The sequence below is a fragment of the Henriciella sp. genome, assembly GCF_029937755.1.
Classification (GTDB): Bacteria; Pseudomonadota; Alphaproteobacteria; order Caulobacterales; family Hyphomonadaceae; genus Henriciella.
Map to the genome: position 1 here is coordinate 32,602 of NZ_JAPYPG010000003.1, position 17,902 is coordinate 50,503.

The 17,902-nt window shown below is 59.0% G+C and carries 16 protein-coding genes and 2 tRNA genes; 8 read left to right on the forward strand and 10 right to left on the reverse strand.

The annotated features are described in order from the left end of the window. The first annotated feature begins 34 nt into the window (after positions 1 to 34). Together Q1K29_RS07795 and Q1K29_RS07800 are read left to right on the forward strand one after the other, a co-directional pair. A complete protein-coding gene (locus Q1K29_RS07795) occupies positions 35 to 1,291 on the forward strand; it encodes an FAD-dependent oxidoreductase (protein WP_300392935.1) in 1,257 nt (418 codons plus the stop codon). A gap of 29 nt (positions 1,292 to 1,320) precedes the next feature. Next, complete coding sequence (locus tag Q1K29_RS07800) at positions 1,321 to 1,872, forward strand: thioesterase family protein (protein ID WP_300392938.1); 552 nt, start codon at positions 1,321 to 1,323, stop codon at positions 1,870 to 1,872. A 9-nt stretch (positions 1,873 to 1,881) separates the two neighbouring features. On the opposite strand, the gene Q1K29_RS07805 is transcribed toward Q1K29_RS07800, so the two are convergent. The 7 genes from Q1K29_RS07805 to Q1K29_RS07835 all read right to left on the reverse strand — a co-directional run bounded on the left by Q1K29_RS07805 (position 1,882) and on the right by Q1K29_RS07835 (position 9,925). Beyond that, positions 1,882 to 3,015: an acyl-CoA dehydrogenase family protein gene (locus Q1K29_RS07805; RefSeq protein WP_300392941.1), complete on the reverse strand. Its 1,134-nt coding sequence runs from the start codon at positions 3,013 to 3,015 to the stop codon at positions 1,882 to 1,884. Between the two features lie 184 nt (positions 3,016 to 3,199). Continuing rightward, positions 3,200 to 3,275: transfer RNA gene (locus Q1K29_RS07810), tRNA-Val, on the reverse strand. 97 nt (positions 3,276 to 3,372) lie between these two features. After that, the gene (lon, locus tag Q1K29_RS07815; RefSeq protein ID WP_300392944.1) at positions 3,373 to 5,781 is read right to left on the reverse strand and encodes an endopeptidase La; all 2,409 of its coding nucleotides are present in this window, start codon (positions 5,779 to 5,781) and stop codon (positions 3,373 to 3,375) included. 144 nt (positions 5,782 to 5,925) lie between these two features. Further along, positions 5,926 to 7,191, reverse strand: coding sequence for an ATP-dependent Clp protease ATP-binding subunit ClpX (gene clpX / locus Q1K29_RS07820; protein WP_300392946.1), 1,266 nt, complete (start codon positions 7,189 to 7,191; stop codon positions 5,926 to 5,928). Positions 7,192 to 7,310: 119 nt separating this feature from the next. After that, positions 7,311 to 7,934 (reverse strand): ATP-dependent Clp protease proteolytic subunit, encoded by a 624-nt coding sequence (locus Q1K29_RS07825; RefSeq protein ID WP_300392948.1) that lies wholly within the window; start codon positions 7,932 to 7,934, stop codon positions 7,311 to 7,313. A 184-nt stretch (positions 7,935 to 8,118) separates the two neighbouring features. Beyond that, a complete protein-coding gene (gene glnA, locus Q1K29_RS07830) occupies positions 8,119 to 9,522 on the reverse strand; it encodes a type I glutamate--ammonia ligase (RefSeq protein WP_300392950.1) in 1,404 nt (467 codons plus the stop codon). A gap of 64 nt (positions 9,523 to 9,586) precedes the next feature. After that, the gene (locus Q1K29_RS07835; RefSeq protein WP_300394053.1) at positions 9,587 to 9,925 is read right to left on the reverse strand and encodes a P-II family nitrogen regulator; all 339 of its coding nucleotides are present in this window, start codon (positions 9,923 to 9,925) and stop codon (positions 9,587 to 9,589) included. A 311-nt stretch (positions 9,926 to 10,236) separates the two neighbouring features. Between Q1K29_RS07835 and Q1K29_RS07840 the strand changes: the two genes are divergently transcribed. The 5 genes from Q1K29_RS07840 to tig all read left to right on the forward strand — a co-directional run bounded on the left by Q1K29_RS07840 (position 10,237) and on the right by tig (position 14,081). Further along, the gene (locus Q1K29_RS07840; protein WP_300392952.1) at positions 10,237 to 10,935 is read left to right on the forward strand and encodes a Coq4 family protein; all 699 of its coding nucleotides are present in this window, start codon (positions 10,237 to 10,239) and stop codon (positions 10,933 to 10,935) included. Next, positions 10,932 to 11,471 carry a histidine phosphatase family protein gene (locus Q1K29_RS07845; RefSeq protein WP_300392954.1) on the forward strand — a complete coding sequence of 180 codons (540 nt, stop codon included), beginning with the start codon at positions 10,932 to 10,934 and terminating at the stop codon, positions 11,469 to 11,471. The genes Q1K29_RS07840 and Q1K29_RS07845 overlap by 4 nt, the downstream gene beginning before the upstream one ends. Before the next feature lie 178 nt (positions 11,472 to 11,649). Continuing rightward, positions 11,650 to 12,495 carry an NAD(P)H-hydrate dehydratase gene (locus Q1K29_RS07850; protein WP_300392957.1) on the forward strand — a complete coding sequence of 282 codons (846 nt, stop codon included), beginning with the start codon at positions 11,650 to 11,652 and terminating at the stop codon, positions 12,493 to 12,495. Between the two features lie 42 nt (positions 12,496 to 12,537). Then, positions 12,538 to 12,622: transfer RNA gene (locus Q1K29_RS07855), tRNA-Leu, on the forward strand. 124 nt (positions 12,623 to 12,746) lie between these two features. Then, positions 12,747 to 14,081, forward strand: coding sequence for a trigger factor (gene tig / locus Q1K29_RS07860; RefSeq protein WP_300392959.1), 1,335 nt, complete (start codon positions 12,747 to 12,749; stop codon positions 14,079 to 14,081). Between the two features lie 72 nt (positions 14,082 to 14,153). Here the strand turns inward: tig and Q1K29_RS07865 are convergent, their stop codons facing one another. After that, entirely contained in the window at positions 14,154 to 15,689 is a 1,536-nt protein-coding gene (locus Q1K29_RS07865) for a carboxypeptidase-like regulatory domain-containing protein (protein ID WP_300392962.1), read from the reverse strand. A 163-nt stretch (positions 15,690 to 15,852) separates the two neighbouring features. On the opposite strand from Q1K29_RS07865, the gene Q1K29_RS07870 reads away from it, so the two are divergent. Beyond that, complete coding sequence (locus Q1K29_RS07870) at positions 15,853 to 16,425, forward strand: cytochrome c family protein (protein ID WP_300392964.1); 573 nt, start codon at positions 15,853 to 15,855, stop codon at positions 16,423 to 16,425. Here the strand turns inward: Q1K29_RS07870 and Q1K29_RS07875 are convergent. Further along, the gene (locus Q1K29_RS07875; RefSeq protein ID WP_300392967.1) at positions 16,422 to 17,117 is read right to left on the reverse strand and encodes a hypothetical protein; all 696 of its coding nucleotides are present in this window, start codon (positions 17,115 to 17,117) and stop codon (positions 16,422 to 16,424) included. The genes Q1K29_RS07870 and Q1K29_RS07875 overlap by 4 nt on opposite strands. Before the next feature lie 47 nt (positions 17,118 to 17,164). Next, on the reverse strand, positions 17,165 to 17,659 hold the full coding sequence (locus tag Q1K29_RS07880) for a MarR family transcriptional regulator (protein WP_300392970.1): 495 nt from the start codon (positions 17,657 to 17,659) through the stop codon (positions 17,165 to 17,167). Positions 17,660 to 17,902: the final 243 nt, after the last annotated feature.

The following is a 17,902-nucleotide window of genomic DNA, read 5'->3' on the forward strand; positions in this document are numbered from 1 at the left end:
GACCCATAATTGAGCACAAAACCGGATTGTCATTTTGAGTAGCAAACGCAAGGTCGGCATTATTGGCGGAGGTCCAGGTGGTCTCAGCATGGGCAGGATGCTCGTGGAACTCGGCCATGAGGTAACCATATTCGAAGCGCTCGGCGAGGTCGGTGGCAAGTCGTTCACCTTCTATCATGGTGAAAACGTCGTGGAGATGGGGACCTGCTATGCAACGTTCTCCCACAAGATCACGAACCAGTGGATGAAGGATCTCGGCATGCCGATGTCTCCACTCGGCGACCAGCGCTTCGACGGCGACGACTTCATGAAGTTCGTCAAGTCCGGATACGGCCCCGCCCTTCCCTTCCAGGTTCTCACCTACTGGAAAGAGAAGCTGCGCCTTGAGCGACAGCTGGCCCGGCCCAACCCGCCGCAGTCTGCCATCGAGGAAGCCGCCACGCCGATCCAGACCTGGCTACGCGAACGCAATCTCGGCAAGATCGAGAACTTCATGCTGCGGTCCACAACAAATATTGCCTATGGGTTCATCGACGAGGTGCCAACCGTTCAGGCCCTGCGCTGGAATGACATGAAGCTTATCCTCACGGGGCTGTTCAAACAGCTGAAGATGCCCGTCGAGGGCTGGGCGGAGTTCTGGCGCCGCGTAGCAGCCCGCCTGGATGTGCGCCTGAACAGCCGCGTGACCGGTGTCGAGCGTGGCAATGACGGCGTGACCATAACGACAGACGGCGGCCAGACCCAGAAATTCGACACGGTGGTCTGTGCCATACCGCTCGACGAATTCATCAAGATGACGGAGTCGACCGCGCTTGAGCGTGAGATCGCGGCGGCTGTTGAATGGAATGGTTACACCACCACGCTGGTCGCGGCCGAGGACTGGTTCGACGATGTCCACGTCGAAGCCTTCCGCGAGGCCGTCGTGCCGGGTGCCGAGCGTGGCCAGATGCTTTCGGCCCGGCGCGATGGGTATGAAGCCGAACTCGGCGGCCCGCTCTATCTGGCCGGCCAGTTGACGGGTGACTATACAGCGCCCGAACTCGAGGAATTGCTGCGCGCGGACATCACGAAGCATGGCGGCACAGTCACCAACGTCATCCTGCAGAAGCGCTGGAAGTATTTCGCCCAGTACAGTCCCGAGGCGATCCGTAGCGGCCTCCTGAGCGACCTGGAAAGCATTCAGGGACAGAACCGCACTTGGTATACTGGTGCGATCTTCTCGCACGAAGCAGTCTCCCACATCGTCAATTTCAATGCCGAGTTGGTGCAAAGAATGCAGAAGGTTCTCTGATTGTGCCCTACTGAGACCCCGCCTGCCCCATGAACCTCTTTCTCCGCCTCGTCCTGACCTTTATCCGCGCCAGCCTGTCAAAGAAGAAGGCAGGCATTCTGGACACCACACGGATCCGCTCACGCGTCATGCTGACCGATCAGGACATGTTCGCGCACATGACGAACAGCCGGTATTTCTCGTTCAGCGATCTTGCCATCATCAATTACATCATCCGGACCGGCGCCTGGAAGAAGCTGCGCAAGCGCGGCTGGTTTCCAGTCGTCTGCTCAGAGATCGCCGTCTTTGGCGGAATGCTTAGCGCTCACCAGGCCTTCGAAGTCGCGACGCGGCTGGTCGGCTGGACCGATACCTATCTCTGCCTGGAGCACCGTTTCCTTCGCAACGGCCGGGAGACGGCCCGTGTGCGCCTCGTCGCCCGTTTTGCGAGCCGCGGTAAGGAAAAAGTGACGGTCGCCGACGTCGTCGACCTGCTCGGCCTCACAGAAGAGTCCCCGCCCCTGAGCGAGGAATTCCATGCCATGATCGCGGACGTCCAGGCCGCCCGCGCGCGTCGGCGTGAACCCTCAACTGCGGCCTGAGCGCCCGGCCTATTGGCGCAGCATTTCCCGCGAGACGATGACGCGCATGATCTCGTTGGTGCCTTCGAGGATCTGGTGCACGCGCAGGTCACGCACGATGCGCTCGACCTCGTAATCTGCAAGGTAGCCATAACCGCCATGCAGCTGCAGCGCGTCATTGGCGACCTTCGATCCCGTATCGGTCACGAAGCGCTTGGCCATGGCGCACGACTTGGTCGCGTCCGGTGCCTTATCGTCGAGTTTGCTCGCCGCCTGGTAGAGCAGCGCGCGAGCGGCCGAGAGTTCTGTCTCCATGTCGGCGAGTTTGAACTGCGACGCCTGGAAATCGACAATGCGCTGGCCGAACTGCTTGCGTTCCTTCGTATAGCCCAGCGCCCGGTCGATCGCGTCCTGGCCACCGCCGAGTGAACAGGCTGCGATATTCAGCCGGCCGCCATCAAGACCCGACATGGCGAAGCGGAAGCCCTCGCCTTCGGCGCCGATACGGTTTTCAGCCGGCACGCGGCAGTCGTCGAAATTCACCATACCGGTCGGCTGGGCGCGCCAGCCCATCTTCTCTTCCATCTTGCCGAAGGAGAGCCCCGGAAAGTCCTTCTCGACCACGAAAGCGGAGATGCCGCGTGCACCATCATCGGAGGTTCGCGCCATCACGACATAGACGTCCGAGAACCCCGCGCCTGAAATGAAGGCCTTCGAGCCGTTCAGGACATATTCGTCGCCCTCGCGTTTCGCGCTCGTCTTGAGGCTCGCGGCGTCGGATCCCGCCCCCGGTTCGGTCAGGCAATAGGAGGCGATGAGCTCGACAGCCGTCAGACGTGGGACATATTTCGCGCGCAGGGCATCATCGCCGAAGCTGTCGATCATCCACGTCGCCATATTGTGGATCGACAGGAAGGCGGCGTGGCTCACGCAGCCGCGCGAGAGCTGTTCGAAGATCAGCACGGCATCGAGACGGCCAAGACCAGACCCGCCATGCTCTTCCTTGGTGTAAATCCCGCCAAAGCCGAGCTCGCCCAGCGCTTTCAGGACATCGCGGTCGAGCGAGGCTTCCTGCTCCCAGCGCGCCGCGTTTGGGCGCAAGCGATCAAGCGCGAAAGCCTTCGCCATGTCCTGGATCATTACCTGTTCGTCCGTAAGCTTCATGGGCTTCACAGCGCCTCCCGGTTTCATCTGTTCTATGAGCCTGCAGGAAACATATGGGCGCAGGAATGGGAAGGCCCAAGCGCTGCGTTATCGGGATCAATCAAGCGCGCCCCTGCCGGGGCATTCATTCCGTAAAATCAGTCCACTGGACTGATTTCTGGCACACAGCGCTACCCGGAATGAATGGTGGGCGGTAACGGGCTCGAACCGCTGACCCTCTCGGTGTAAACGAGATGCTCTACCAACTGAGCTAACCGCCCCTGTGCTTTTCGCTTTTTGCGTGAGGTGATCGCGAAAAGCAAGACGGCCCCTGCCGATCATGTGCAGGGGCCGTCTCAGTCTGAATATATCAGGCGCCTAGTGGCGGATGGACTCGCCGACATCGTCGCCTTGCGGCTTGCCGGCCAGGCTCGCCTGAAGCGCGGCCTCATCTTCATCCGACCATTCGATCGGCGACAATGGACGGGTCAGCGCGCGGGCAAAGACCTCATTGATGTCCGTCACCGGAACGATCTTCAGGCCACCCTTCACCTCGTCCGGAATTTCATCGAGATCCTTCTCGTTCTCTTCCGGGATGAGGACGGTCTTGATACCGCCACGCAGGGCCGCAAGGAGTTTCTCCTTCAGGCCACCAATCGGCAGCACCCGACCACGCAGGGAGACCTCACCGGTCATCGCCACATCGCGGCGCACCGGGTTACCGGTCAGCAGCGACACGATTGCCGTCGTCATCGCGATACCCGCCGACGGGCCATCCTTCGGCGTTGCGCCATCCGGAACGTGCACGTGAATGTCGGTCGTGTTGAACTGGCTCGGCTTGATACCGACCATGACGGATCGCGACCGGACCAGCGAACTCGCCGCCTGGATCGATTCTTTCATCACGTCCTTCAGGTTGCCCGTGACCTTCATCATGCCGCGGCCAGGCATCTGGACGGCTTCGATGGTCAGCAGGTCGCCGCCCGTCTCCGTCCAGGCAAGGCCGGTAACAGCACCGATCTGGTCTTCCTCGTCTGCCAGGCCGAAGCGGAATTTCCGCACGCCGGCGAAGTCGGGAAGGTTGTCGGCCGTCACCTCAATGACCGTCTCGCCCTTCTGGGTGATGCGGCGCACTGCCTTGCGGGCAAGGCGTGCCAGTTCGCGCTCGAGATTACGAACACCGGCTTCCCGCGTATAGTAGCGGATGAGATCGCGAATGGCTTCGCTGTTAACGATCCATTCGCTCTCGGCAAGCCCGTGATCCTTACGAATCTTGGGCAGCAGGTGACGTTCGGCGATCTGCAGCTTCTCCGGTTCAGTGTAGCCGGCGATGCGGATGATCTCCATCCGGTCGAGAAGCGGCTGCGGCATGTTGAGCGAGTTCGCCGTCGTCACGAACATCACGTCCGAAAGGTCGTAATCGACTTCCAGATAGTGGTCGTTGAACGTCGAATTCTGCGCCGGATCGAGCACTTCGAGAAGCGCCGAGGCCGGGTCGCCGCGATGGTCCATGCCCATCTTGTCGATCTCGTCGAGCAGGAAGAGCGGATTGCCGGATTTGGCCTTCTTCATTGACTGAATGATCCGGCCCGGCATGGAGCCGATATAGGTCCGGCGGTGACCGCGGATCTCGCTCTCGTCACGCACGCCGCCAAGCGACACGCGCACGAAGTCACGGCCCGTAGCTTCCGCAATCGAGCGACCGAGCGACGTCTTGCCGACGCCGGGCGGGCCCACGAGGCAGAGGATCGGACCCTTCATCTTCTGGGTGCGCTTCTGCACGGCCAGATATTCGATGATCCGTTCCTTCACCTTCTCCAGACCGTAATGGTCATGATCGAGCTGTTCCTCGGCCTTGTCGAGATCGGTAGAGATTTCCTTGCGGTGCCCCCAGGGCAGCGCAAGCAGCCAGTCCAGATAGTTCCGAACCACAGTCGACTCTGCCGACATCGGGCTCATCTGGCGAAGCTTTTTCATCTCCTGATCGGCTTTCGCGCGGGCTTCCTCGCTAAGAGGGGTTTCGCGGATCTTTTCTTCGAGCTCCGCAACCTCGTCACGCTCGCCTTCTCCGGCATCGCCCAGTTCGCGCTGAATGGCCTTCATCTGCTCATTCAGATAATATTCGCGCTGGGTCTTCTCCATTTGGCGTTTGACGCGGTTCTTGATCTTCCGCTCCATCTGCATCATGCCCATTTCGCCCTCCATCAGGGCAAACACCTTCTCGAGGCGCTCACGGGCATTGGTCATTTCAAGCAGCTCCTGCTTGTCAGAGAGCTTGACCTGCAGCTGGGATGCGACCGCGTCGGCAAGCTTGCCGGCGTCGGTGATCTGCGAAACCGTCGCAACGGATTCCGGCGGGATTTTGCGATTGAGCTTGGCGTAGTTCTCGAACTGGTCGATCACGGCGCGCGCCAAGGCCTGCACCTCACCCGTATCGCCGGCTTCCGGCTCGACGAGTTCGACATCGGCGTCGAAATAGGTGTCGCGGTCGTTGAATTCGACAATACGCGCGCGGCTTGAGCCTTCGACCAGAACCTTGACCGTGCCGTCCGGCAGCTTCAGCAGCTGCAGGATCGTGGCAACAGTACCAAGCTGGTGAATGTCTTCGGCCGTCGGGTCATCGGTCGAGGGGTCTTTCTGAGCCACGAGCATAATCTCGTTCTCACCCTCATCGACCATTTCAAGAGCCCGGACGGACTTGTCACGCCCCACAAAGAGCGGCGCGACCATGTCTGGGAAAACCACAATGTCCCTCAGAGGAAGGACAGGGAGGGTTTGCTTGGGCATTTGATGCCTCCTCTAGATCCGTGGATCCTGCTCAGCAGCGATCCTGCCGGCGTCCGTTCAGTCTGGACGATTCCGGCTTCTACTGAAAGATGTGGAGGTAAATACGCGCCATTCAAGCTGGCTTGCGCATGCCTTTCCTGTGGATCAGGACGCTTCGCTGGGTTTCGCCGATTTGGCGTGCACGTGCAGCGGCGCGGCGTGGCCTTCGACCACTTCCCCGTTGACCACAATCTCCTCAACACCACGCAGGTTCGGCAGCTCGAACATCGTGTCGAGCAGAATGCCTTCGAGGATCGAGCGCAGGCCACGGGCACCGGTCTTGCGGGCAATCGCCTTGCGGGCGACAGCCGTCAGGGCCTCGTCGGTGAAGGTCAGCACCACATCCTCCATGTCGAAGAGACGCTGATACTGCTTGAGCAGTGCGTTCTTCGGCTGGGTGAGGATTTCGATAAGCGCTTCCTCATCGAGGTCTTCCAGGGTCGCGATGACCGGAAGACGGCCGATGAATTCCGGGATCAGGCCGTAGCGTTGCAGGTCTTCCGGCTCGACATCGCGCAAGACTTCGCCGACGCCACGGGCGTCCGGATCCTTCACATCGGCGCCGAAACCCATCCGGGTCCCCTCGCCGCGCGAGCTGATGATCTTGTCGAGTCCGGCAAACGCGCCGCCACAGATGAAGAGGATATTGGTCGTGTCCACCTGCAGGAATTCCTGCTGGGGATGCTTGCGTCCACCTTGCGGCGGAACCGATGCGACCGTGCCTTCCATGATCTTCAGAAGGGCCTGCTGCACGCCCTCGCCCGACACGTCGCGCGTTATGGACGGATTATCGGACTTGCGGGAAATCTTGTCGATCTCGTCGATATAGACAATCCCGCGCTGTGCGCGCTCGACATTATAGTCTGCCGATTGAAGCAGCTTCAGCACAATGTTCTCGACATCCTCGCCGACATAGCCGGCTTCAGTGAGCGTCGTGGCATCGGCCATCGTGAAGGGCACATCCAGGATGCGCGCCAGCGTCTGGGCCAGCAGCGTCTTGCCGCAACCGGTCGGGCCGACAAGCAGGATGTTCGACTTCGCAAGCTCGACACCATCGGAGGTGGAGGCATGCGAGAGCCGCTTATAGTGGTTGTGGACCGCGACCGACAGAATGCGCTTGGCATACTGCTGGCCGATCACGTAATCGTCGAGCACATCGCAGATTTCGCGCGGGGTCGGAACGCCTTCCTTCGACTTGAAGCCGGACGCTTTGCTCTCCTCGCGGATGATGTCCATGCAGAGTTCGACGCATTCGTCGCAGATGAACACCGTCGGGCCGGCGATGAGCTTCTTCACTTCATGCTGGCTCTTGCCGCAGAAGGAGCAGTAAAGCGTATTCTTCGAATCGCCGGTGCCGGTTTGTTTCGTCATGGCTACCTCAATGCTTGCGACCCATTAACGCACGATTTATGCCGCGCGCAAAAGCTCGCTTGCTTTCGATCTTATTTTCTAAGCCCGGGCACGCAAGTCTACCTGCACACCAATCCGGACTATTTGTCGTCCTCGCTTTGACGACGCTCATAAACCTGGTCGATCAGGCCGAAATCCTTGGCCTCTTCCGCAGTCATGAACGTGTCCCGATCAAGCTTGCGCTCGATTGTGTCATAATCCTGACCGGTGTGTTTTACGTAAATATTATTGAGACGGCGTTTCAGTTCGAGAATTTCCTCGGCATGGCGCTCAATGTCGGTTGCGACACCGCGATAGCCGCCGGACGGCTGGTGGACCATCACGCGCGCATTCGGTAGCGCGATCCGCATCCCCTTCTTGCCGGCCGCAAGCAGGAGCGAGCCCATGCTGGCCGCCTGACCGATGCACACGGTCGAGATCGGGCAGCGAATATATTGCATCGTGTCGTAAATCGCGAGCCCGGACGAAACATAGCCGCCGGGGCTGTTGATATACATCGAGATCTCTTTCTTCGGGCTCTCGGACTCCAGGAAGAGAAGCTGCGAGGTGATGAGCGCGGCCATGCCGTCATCGATCCCGCCGGTCACGAAGATGATCCGTTCCTTGAGAAGGCGGGAGAAAATGTCGAAGGCCCGCTCGCCACGGCTCGTCTGTTCGACGACCATGGGGACAAGATTGAGAGCGGTTTCGTGGGGGTCGTTCATTCGAGCACTTCCAGCCATAAAAATGTAAGATTCCAGCCTGCGTCGTCGCAGAGCTTTGCATATTTGTCCAGCACCGCATTCACGCAAGGCCGGTTATGATGACAGCCGTGGAAATCTTTGGCCGCCAAATGAAATTGCGCCGGACGCGTGGCCCGGCGCAATCGTCTCATAAGGAGATTCGGCCCTAGACCTTGTAGTACATGTCGAATTCGACCGGGTGCGGGTGCAGCTGAAGGCGCTCCACCTCTTCCATCTTGAGGTCGATATAGGCATCGAGCTGATCGTCATCAAAGACATTGCCCTTGGTCAGGAAGCCGCGATCGGCATTGAGACTTTCAAGCGCTTCACGCAGCGAGCCGCAGACCTGGGGAATCGACTTCGCCTCTTCCGGCGGCAGGTCGTAGAGGTCCTTGTCCATGGCATCGCCCGGATGGATCTTGTTCTCGATCCCGTCGAGACCAGCCATCAGCAGGGCCGCAAAGGCGAGATACGGGTTGGCCGTCGGATCCGGGAAGCGGGTCTCGATACGCTTGGCCTTGGGGCTGGATCCGAACGGAATGCGGATGGAGGCAGACCGGTTGCGGGCAGAATAGGCCAGCATGACCGGGGCTTCGAAGCCCGGCACAAGCCGCTTGTACGAATTGGTTGACGGATTTGTCAGCGCGTTCAGCGCCTTGGCGTGTTTGATGATGCCGCCGATATAGAAGAGGCACTGCTCAGACAGGCCGGCGTACATGTCACCCGCAAAGGTTGGCTTGGAGCCGTCCCAGATGGACTGGTGAACGTGCATGCCCGAGCCATTGTCATCGAAGTAGGGCTTCGGCATGAACGTCGCCGTCTTGCCGTACTGGGCCGCCACGTTGTGGACGACATACTTATACAGCTGCAGCCGGTCGGCCATCTTGGTCAGCGTCGAAAACTTCAAGCCCAGCTCGTGTTGAGCCGGCGCCACCTCGTGGTGATGCTTTTCTGGCTCGAGGCCGATCTCACCCATGATGGCGAGCATTTCAGACCGCATGTCCTGCTCGGAATCGATCGGCGGCACCGGGAAATAGCCGCCCTTGGTGTGCGGACGGTGGCCCATATTGCCGGTCGGGTATTCCTTGCCGGTGTTGAACGGCAGCTCGGTGGAATCGAACGAGTAACCGGTATTGTGCGGGTCGGTCGACCAGCGAACATCGTCGAAGACGAAGAACTCCGCTTCAGGGCCGAAATAGGCAGTGGTGCCAACGCCAGCCTGCTTCAGATAGGCTTCGGCCTTCTTGGCTGTGGTGCGCGGGTCACGACCATAAGCCTGGCCGGTCATCGGGTCGAGAATGTCACAAAAGACCGAGAGCGTCGTCTGCTGGAAGAAAGGATCGATGATCGCTGCGCTCGTGTCAGGCTTGAGCAGCATGTCGGATTCATTGATCGTCTTCCAGCCCGCAACGGACGAACCGTCGAACATCTGGCCCTCGACGAAAAAGTCGTCGTCGACCATGCCCTTGTCGAAGGTGACGTGCTGCATCTTGCCGCGCGGATCAGTGAAACGAAGGTCAACGAACTCGACGTCCTTTTCCTTCATCAGCTTCATTAGGTTTTCGGCCATTTAGCCCTCCAGTTGATATCGAATGTATTCGCCGCCCGGGAGGCGGAAAGATTGGACTTTGTTATTACAGCGCGCCTTCGCCCGTTTCGCCTGTGCGAATACGGACCGCTTCGGTTATGTCGGAAACGAAGATCTTGCCATCACCGATCTTACCGGTGTGCGCTGCTTTCGAGATGGCTTCAATAGCCCCCGCAACGCTGTCATCTGCGATGACGAGCTCGACTTTCAGTTTCGGCAGGAAATCGACGACATATTCGGCACCGCGATAAAGCTCGGTATGCCCCCTCTGTCGGCCGAAGCCCTTGGCTTCCGTGACTGTCATCCCCTGCATGCCTACTGCATGAAGCGCTTCTTTAACGTCATCAAGCTTGAACGGTTTGATGATGGCTTCAATCTTCTTCATTGCCGCTTGAACCTTTCCCTCGAACACTGAGGCGTGACGTAGCAGCATGGCTGCTGGAGGCGATAATCGAATGGAAGGAATTCGCGTCGCTGTAGACACATTTGCACAATGCATGGGCGCACGCGACCAAAAATCGAGCAGCGCCTCCTGGGCCAAAAATGACGCCTCCGTCATTGTTTTTATCCCGCCGGAATGCTAGCTTGTCAGCAATAAGAACAGGATGCGGGCACAGCACCATGACAACCGCCAGTTATTATATAGACCCCTCACGGGAACACCCGAAATTCAGGCCCCTCAAGGCCTGGACCCATATGCAACGTCTTATCGCGAACAAGGAAGACACCGAGCAGGTCTTCCACATCATTGAATCGCTGAACGGCAGTTCGACCCTCAAGGATTTCGAGCGCTTCATGGCGACCGAACAAGGCCAGGCACAGCTTCGGAAACGGACCTTCCTGCCGCCCATTCTCGATGACCACGCCCCGCTACACCAAATGCCGGACGGCAGTGTCGGACGCACCTATGCCGAATTCATGGAGCGCGAAGGGCTTTCAGCCGCCGGTTTGGTTGCTGAAAGCGAAAAGCGCCCCGCACCCTGGCGGGACATCAAGGACGACCTGCTCTGGTACGGCAATCGCCTGCGCGACACCCATGACATGATGCACATCCTCACAGGCTATGGCCGCGACGCGCTCGGCGAAGCCGCCCTACTCGGCTTCACGCACAGCCAGCATGGCGGACTGGGCGTCAGCTTCATCGCCTTCATGGGCGGGCGCCAGATCGCCAAGGCGGCGCCCCGGGATGCGCGCATCCGAGAGGTCATCCGCGAAGGCCGGCGCAATGGCAAGCTGGCCAGCCGCATCATCGAACAGGATATCGAGGCCCTCCTTCCCCGCCAGCTTGATGAGGTCCGCCGTGAGCTCAACATCCACGAGCCGGCCGCCTACCATCGGGCCCATGAGGTCGTCCGTGCCCACGGACTGGATCCATATCAGGCAATGGCAGCTTGATCTGCCTCGTCCGACACGGTGAAGCCGAAGCCGGCTGGGGCCATGCGGCCGATCCGGGCCTCTCCACGCTTGGTGGCCAACAGGCTGAGGCTGTCGGTGAACAGCTCGCGCGTCAGCCTTTCGAGCAGGCGTTCTCAAGCCCCATGGCGCGCTGCCAGCAGACCTCCCGCCCCTTCGCCAGGCGAAGCGGCCTCACAATTGCTACCGAACCGAAGGTCAGCGAGATCCCGACGCCGGAGGGGCTTGACGATCGCGTCGCTTGGCTACGTGGTTTTATGGCCGGCACCTGGGACGAGGCCCTGCCGCTGCTCCACGACTGGCGCAAAGCTCTTATCGAACGGGTCGAAGCCCTTCCCGACAATACCGTCGTCTTCACGCATTTCATCGCCATCAATAGCATTGTCGGGCATCTCAGTGGTTCGCAATTGGTTACCAGCTTCCGGCCGGGTCATTGCTCTGTAACACGGCTCAACAAGGGGGCGGATGGATTGTCGGTGAGCGAATTGGGAAGCGAAGCGGCGACCCAGGTTCTCTGATCAGTTCTTTTTGCGGCGCTCCAAAAGCCTTTCCAAAAGTGGGCTGTAATTGGGCTGTAACTGGAACGTTTCTGGAGTCCCGATTCTGGCAGAATATCCTCCGGACGTTTTGCCACCGGCCACATGATCGCCTATCGGGAAACTTGATCGAATTTCCCTCCCGAGGTCTATCTTACGCATGAGCGCCCAAGACATCGAAACCAACTCTCCTGATCTATGGTTCAAGCACTGGCCGTGGCCGGAAGGCGACACCCATAAGCATGCCCGGGGTGCGCTTGGATGCGTAACAGGGCCAGCCGCCTCGACCGGAGCCGCCCGCCTGTCAGCCCGGGCCGGACTGCGCGTCGGCGCGGGTCTGGCAACCCTTTTCTCGCCACCGGGCGCGGTTCTCGTGAATGCCAGCCACGAGACGGCTGTCATGGTGAAACCCTTTCGTGACACGGAAGAGCTCGCTGCTCTGGCCGAAACCTGTCAGTGCGCCCTGATCGGCCCTGGTGCCGGTGTCAGCGACGCCACTCGGAACAACACACTGACAATACTGGAAAAAGCCGGCTCAGCCGTGCTCGATGCAGATGCGCTGACCGTCTTCAAGGACGAGCCCGAAACGCTGTTTCAAAAGGTCAATCGCCCTACCCTGTTCACACCCCATCCCGGCGAGTTCGGGCGGCTCTTCCCGAAGCTGCTGGACACGGAGACCCGCGAAGCAGCTGCCAGCATGGCGGCCGTGCGTTCGGGGGCTGTCGTCATACTGAAGGGGGCAGAAAGCGTGATTGCGTCACCGGATGGCAGCATCGTGCGCAATACCCATGCTTCGCCTTTCCTGGCGACAGCAGGCAGCGGAGACGTTCTGGCGGGAATCGCTGGCGGCCTGATGGCGCAAGGCATGCCCGTCTTCGAGGCGGCCTGCGCTGCCTGCTGGGTCCATGGCGATCTTGGCTGCCGTCTCGGCCCCGGCCTGATCGCTGAAGACCTTCCAGACGCGCTACCTGCACTGCTTGCGGACTTCTATGACAGCAAGGCTTGAATGCCCTGCCCGCTGCGATTAACAGGACGGCTCGCAACTGATGCGGATGTGGCGAAATTGGTAGACGCACCAGATTTAGGTTCTGGCGCCGCGAGGCGTGGGGGTTCAAGTCCCTCCATCCGCACCATGTGAAATTGCTAATGTCCCCCGCATAGACAGTGGAGCAGCCCTGTGACATACAGCGCCGCTTCAAGGATAATCTATGCCAATCCCGCGCAATCAGCGCCCAATGGGCACAAGGAATTAGAACGATGGAATGCACCGAAACCACCGATGGCCTCAGCCGCATGTACAAGGTCAAGGTGCCGGCAAGCGAGCTTAAGACCCGTCTCGATGAGCGTATCGAGGAAATCCGCCCGCAAATGAAGCTCAAGGGCTTCCGTCCGGGTAAGGTGCCGGCCTCCCATGTGCGCAAGATGTTCGGCAAATCCATCATGGGCGAAGTCGTCGAGGCCGCCATGAAGGAAACGAGCGAAAAGGCCATTGCCGACGCCAATGTGCGCCCCGCTTCCCAGCCGGACATGCACATGGAAAGCGACATGGAAAAGGTGCTCGATGGCGAGGAAGATCTTGCCTATCACATGCATGTCGACGTCATGCCAGACTTTGAACCTGCTGATGCCACGACGCTGAAGGTAACACGTCCCGTGTCAGAGGTGGATGACGAGGCCCTCAACGAGGCGCTCGACCGCGTCGCAGAAAACAACATGAAGTACGAGGCCCGCGGAAAGACCGCCAAGGCCCGCGATGGCGATGCCATCGTGATTGACTTTGTCGGCAAGCTCGACGGCGAACCGTTCGAAGGCGGCGCTGCGGAAGACCACACGCTCGTGCTCGGCTCAAACAGCTTCATACCGGGCTTCGAAGAGCAGCTTGTCGGCGTGAAAGCCGGCGACGAGAAGTCCGTCGAGGTGAAGTTCCCTGATCAGTATCAGGCCGAGCACCTGGCCGGTAAGGACGCCGTGTTCGACGTTACCGTCCACGAAGTCCGCGCTCCCAAGAAACCCGATATCGACGAGGAATTCGCCAAGGGGCTCGGGATCGAGTCGCTCGACGAGCTCAAGGATCTCGTGAAGCAGCAGCTTCAGCAGGAACTCGACAGTGCATCCCGCTCAAAAGCCAAGCGCAGTCTTCTCGACGCGCTCGATGACAAGCACGATTTCGAGCTGCCGCCGAAAATGGTCGACATGGAGTTCGACCAGATCTGGCAACAGCTGCAGCAGGAGATGGATGCCGGACGGGTTGCTGATGAAGACAAGGACAAGCCGGAAGACCAGCTCAAGGAAGAGTATCGCAAGATCGCAGAGCGTCGCGTTCGCCTTGGTCTCGTGCTGGCCGAGATTGGTCGCCTGGCAGACATAAAAATCTCCGAGCAGGAAGTTCAGCAGGCGCTGATCCGTGAAGCCCAGCGCTTTCCGGGCCAGGAACGCCAGGTGATCGAGTTCTTCCAGCAAAATCCGAATGCCATGGCTCAGCTGCGCGCCCCGATCTATGAGGACAAGGTCGTCGACCACCTCCTCGAGCAGGTCGAGGTCAAGGACAAGAAAGTCTCGCGCGACGAGCTTCTTGCCGAAGACGAAGAATAAGGATCGATTACGGATCCGCAGTACGTCAAAGCCCGGCAGTCCGCTGCCGGGCTTTTTCTTTGCCTGTCCGTGTCAGATCCCGGCGAAGTGTCGTCGCTGTTGGGGATCAGGCGGGCCCGTCCCTATCGCCACAGATAGATCGACAACACTTTCGCCGGACGTGATCTGCACATCGCGCACATGCTCTGTCCAACCCACCATAGCTCGAAGCCTGTAGAACCCCGGGGGCAGGTCGGCAAACACGTATCGGCCGAAGGCTGCACTTCGCTTTTCGACGATTTCTCCTGTTGCGACGCGGATAAGGGACAGAACCTCACCCTCAAGCGACTGGTCACGCTCACCCGCACGCCCGTCGCCATCACGGTCAAGAAAGACTGTACCGCGAATTTCAGTGGTATTGAGGGCGGATGGCACGCTTTCTACAGGGACCTCTTCCAACACAGCTGGTGTCACCTCGACACGTTCGGAGGAGAGCCCGGCGACAGCTTCGCGAAGACGCGCATATAGCACGTCGGTACCGCGGTAGGGCTTTGGGCGAGACGTTTGAGATGAGTTGGAGGCCACCATCCCGACCTCCGAAGGAAAGACGCTGCGAACAGATTCCAAAGTCTGCTCGGGCACGGCTTTCACCCTGAGAAGCTTTGGTCTCGTCTCAAAGGGCTGGTTGAGACCATGGGCCTTCGGCTTGGGCCGCTCGCGCAACTTGGCTGAGGTTGGAGATGGGCCCCTCTCGCTTCTCGTGATGTCCCTTCTGAGTGACACCGGCTGCAGCCTTGGCTTTGGCGTTTCCTGTAGCTCTTCGCCATCAATAACGGGGACGACATCCCAAGAGGTCCGTGCACGCCAGTCTGTCGGTGCTTCACGCTGCGTCGGCATCTGCACAGTGTCATCAAAAGCCTCAGCGAATGAAGGGAGCTTTGAGCGCACCCCCGCATAGTCAGCCCCCTTGGCTTTCCCTGATGTTAAATTGCGGCTCGCGCCTCCCCTGAATGACGCCAGAAGCAGCTGTGCCGGTTCTGCTTCGCGCCTGGTCTGGCGAGGCAGCATCAAAGCCGACATATCCTGCGCTCGTTCTGGTTTAGCGCTACCGGTTGCCACTGGCGGTTCCCTTTCTCGTCCCTCAATCACGACTGTTTGGCCCGTCATGGCTTCGAGTATGCTTGCGCTCAGCCATATACGGTTTCCCGTGCGTACCTCGGCAAGATCCAGATGTCCTGTCACGCGGCCATCAATGAGGAGGGCACCATCTGCAAGATCAAGCTCAGCGCGCTTTTCGGTCTGCGGGCGATCAAAAATAAGACTGCCTTCAGCCTCCCGAATGTCACGACCGAGAGCCGAGACAAGCCCACGAGGATCGATCAGGTCGCCACCAACAGCGTACTGGATACGCAGGAAGGCACGCTCGGTCCCGATCTGCACCTTGTGCAAGCCGACCGGTCCGGCAGCAGCCGGGTAAGACGGCGCGATTGCCCGACCGGCCTGCCACGAAACGCTGAGCGGCATGTCCGGCCCACGGTCGCCAGCCATGGCCGAAACGCTGGCAAGCAACGTTGCCAGGCTCAGCAAAGCACTGATCCGAAACACCCAACTCATCATCGGCAACAGCATGAAGCGCAGCGCTTAACAGCAACCTTCGCTTGCGAGTGAGATTTTCAGAAACGCGCCATTTAGGCCAACGCTTGCGACAACGCGCCCTAACGGCTTGAGGCCGCAAGAGACATATATCTCTCAGAACACTCAGGATTTTCACCCTTAAGCACAACAGAAATTTATGCCGATAAGCCTCCGATTTTTAATAGTTTTCTTGATCCCATTTGTCATTCTCAGTCTCTCAGCCTGTGGAAATGGTGATCAAACGGCTGATAGCCGGCCACCCGGGTCACCGCAACAAGCCAATTCGGAGCAACCGGCAAAAAAAGAAAGCACATCAACTACAAGCAACGCACACTCGGAAGACTTCTCAGAGCTTCCGGCCCCTTACAACGAGGCAAACTATTCGCTGGGGCGGCGGACCTTCAAGCTCTGTGGGTCCTGTCATACTGTGAGAGAAGGCGGTCAGAACCTGGTCGGGCCCAATCTTTACGGCATCATCGGCCGGGAAGCTGGGTCGCTTGAGGGCTTCAACTATTCTGAGGTTCTCCAGGAAGCCAACTTCTTCTGGACTCCAGAAAAACTTGAAGAGTGGCTCGGCAATCCGCGCAGCTTCCTGCCTGGCAATAATATGACTTTCTCTGGCGTACATCGTCCGCAAGACCGCCATGCCGTTATTGCCTATCTGATGATCGAGAGCGGCTACAGGACCAACAGCGAAGCCAAGTCCGAGAAAGACGCATCGAACCCTTAAAATGTCTTCGCAAAAGATATGAAGAAGGCGGACTCATCAAATTCGCCGCCGAATTCGAGCATAGTCCCCGCTGAGACATCGAAGCCCTGTGCTTTCCAGAGATACTCCAGCTGATACTTGCTCGACGCGGCATTCTGATCGCCCTGATCAAACCAGGCCTGCGAAACGAGCCAGACATCCTGATAGACGCGCTGACCAAAACCGATCTCGAGACGCTCACGCATGCAGTCATCATCATGTGCTCGCAGAGCCCCTTCTGCGAACCAGAAAATATCCATTTTGGTTTTTCCGCCCAGCTGGGACGATTGCCCTACCCCAATGCGGGCTTCAGCTCCAAACGCATCACACCCCGCTGCACCACCGATCGCCTCCCCCTGGAGCATGCCGCCTTCCAGCGAAGCGACAACGCCCTCCGCAATGTGAAAGCCGCGACGTGCTGTTACACGCCACCCATCGCGATTGAATTCCCCGAAGCGGTCGAAATAGAGCCCCTCGTATTTGCCCGTCACAGTCCAGTCCTCAGTGAGGCCATATTCCGAGTAGGCATCAATACGTGTGCCGCTCAGGCCTTCGACATTGTGCCGGGACAAAGCAAGCCGGGAATAGAGCTCGCTATCGCCGCGCGCCCACGGCGAAGCCGACGCGGGCAAAGCCCACGCCGCTGCGAAACATATCGGAACCCACCTCAGCATTGATGGAGTCCTTTTACAAACTCCATCAGATGTTGAGAAGGCCTAAATTAGAGGCGGAACCGGATTTGGTCGGACCAGAAGCGCTCCAGACGCGAGACCGTCTTGTTGAGCTGCGCAAGGTCCGTCGGACGAACACTGGCTGTTGGCTCAAGGGCTGTTGCCTGCTTGGAGAAAAGTCCCTCGACGCGCTGACGTACTTTATGGCCCCGTTCAGTCAGCCGCAGATGCACCGTGCGCTTGTCTGCTTCCGACCGCGATTGCACCAGATATCCACCTTCCTGAAGTTTCTTGATATTGTAGGAAAGGCTGGTTCCGGCAAATGCGCCACGCGCCCGCAGGACCGATGCCGGCGTCTCGCCTTCGCCAATCTCGTAGATCAGGAGAGCCTGAACGCCTGTAAGGTGGCGTTCCCCGCCACGCTCGAGATCGTCCTTGACGACATCATGCAGACGGCGGTGCGCCTGCTCGAGCAAGGAAAGAGACTTCAGGAAAGATTCAGCAACCGGCTCTTCTCCGGTCACTGCTTGTGCAGCGTTGTTCATTGTTACCACCATCATCACTCAACTTTTGTTGTAGTTTGATGAGATTTAGACTGCTCTTCCTGATATTTCGTTAAACACACCCCCTTCCGAGGGCCGATTCGTAAACAAAATGCGTGGATTTGGTTAAATTCTTGCCGCAGTTGCGGACTTGAAAGTAGTTACAAAGCTAAGCATCACTTGTATTTACAGGAATTGTATTATCCGGGCGCGGACAATGTCGCGTCCCTGACTGTGCAGTGGTAC

Bases quoted from the DNA above. Each gene is read 5' to 3' on its own strand.
- Q1K29_RS07800 (WP_300392938.1), top strand. From the start codon at position 1,321: ATGAACCTCTTTCTCCGCCTCGTCCTGACCTTTATCCGCGCCAGCCTG.
- Q1K29_RS07805 (WP_300392941.1), bottom strand. From the start codon at position 3,015: ATGAAGCTTACGGACGAACAGGTAATGATCCAGGACATGGCGAAGGCT.
- lon (WP_300392944.1), bottom strand. From the start codon at position 5,781: ATGCCCAAGCAAACCCTCCCTGTCCTTCCTCTGAGGGACATTGTGGTT.
- clpX (WP_300392946.1), bottom strand. From the start codon at position 7,191: ATGACGAAACAAACCGGCACCGGCGATTCGAAGAATACGCTTTACTGC.
- Q1K29_RS07825 (WP_300392948.1), bottom strand. From the start codon at position 7,934: ATGAACGACCCCCACGAAACCGCTCTCAATCTTGTCCCCATGGTCGTC.
- glnA (WP_300392950.1), bottom strand. From the start codon at position 9,522: ATGGCCGAAAACCTAATGAAGCTGATGAAGGAAAAGGACGTCGAGTTC.
- Q1K29_RS07835 (WP_300394053.1), bottom strand. From the start codon at position 9,925: ATGAAGAAGATTGAAGCCATCATCAAACCGTTCAAGCTTGATGACGTT.
- Q1K29_RS07840 (WP_300392952.1), top strand. From the start codon at position 10,237: ATGCAACGTCTTATCGCGAACAAGGAAGACACCGAGCAGGTCTTCCAC.
- Q1K29_RS07850 (WP_300392957.1), top strand. From the start codon at position 11,650: ATGAGCGCCCAAGACATCGAAACCAACTCTCCTGATCTATGGTTCAAG.
- tig (WP_300392959.1), top strand. From the start codon at position 12,747: ATGGAATGCACCGAAACCACCGATGGCCTCAGCCGCATGTACAAGGTC.
- Q1K29_RS07865 (WP_300392962.1), bottom strand. From the start codon at position 15,689: ATGCTGTTGCCGATGATGAGTTGGGTGTTTCGGATCAGTGCTTTGCTG.
- Q1K29_RS07870 (WP_300392964.1), top strand. From the start codon at position 15,853: ATGCCGATAAGCCTCCGATTTTTAATAGTTTTCTTGATCCCATTTGTC.
- Q1K29_RS07875 (WP_300392967.1), bottom strand. From the start codon at position 17,117: ATGCTGAGGTGGGTTCCGATATGTTTCGCAGCGGCGTGGGCTTTGCCC.
- Q1K29_RS07880 (WP_300392970.1), bottom strand. From the start codon at position 17,659: ATGAACAACGCTGCACAAGCAGTGACCGGAGAAGAGCCGGTTGCTGAA.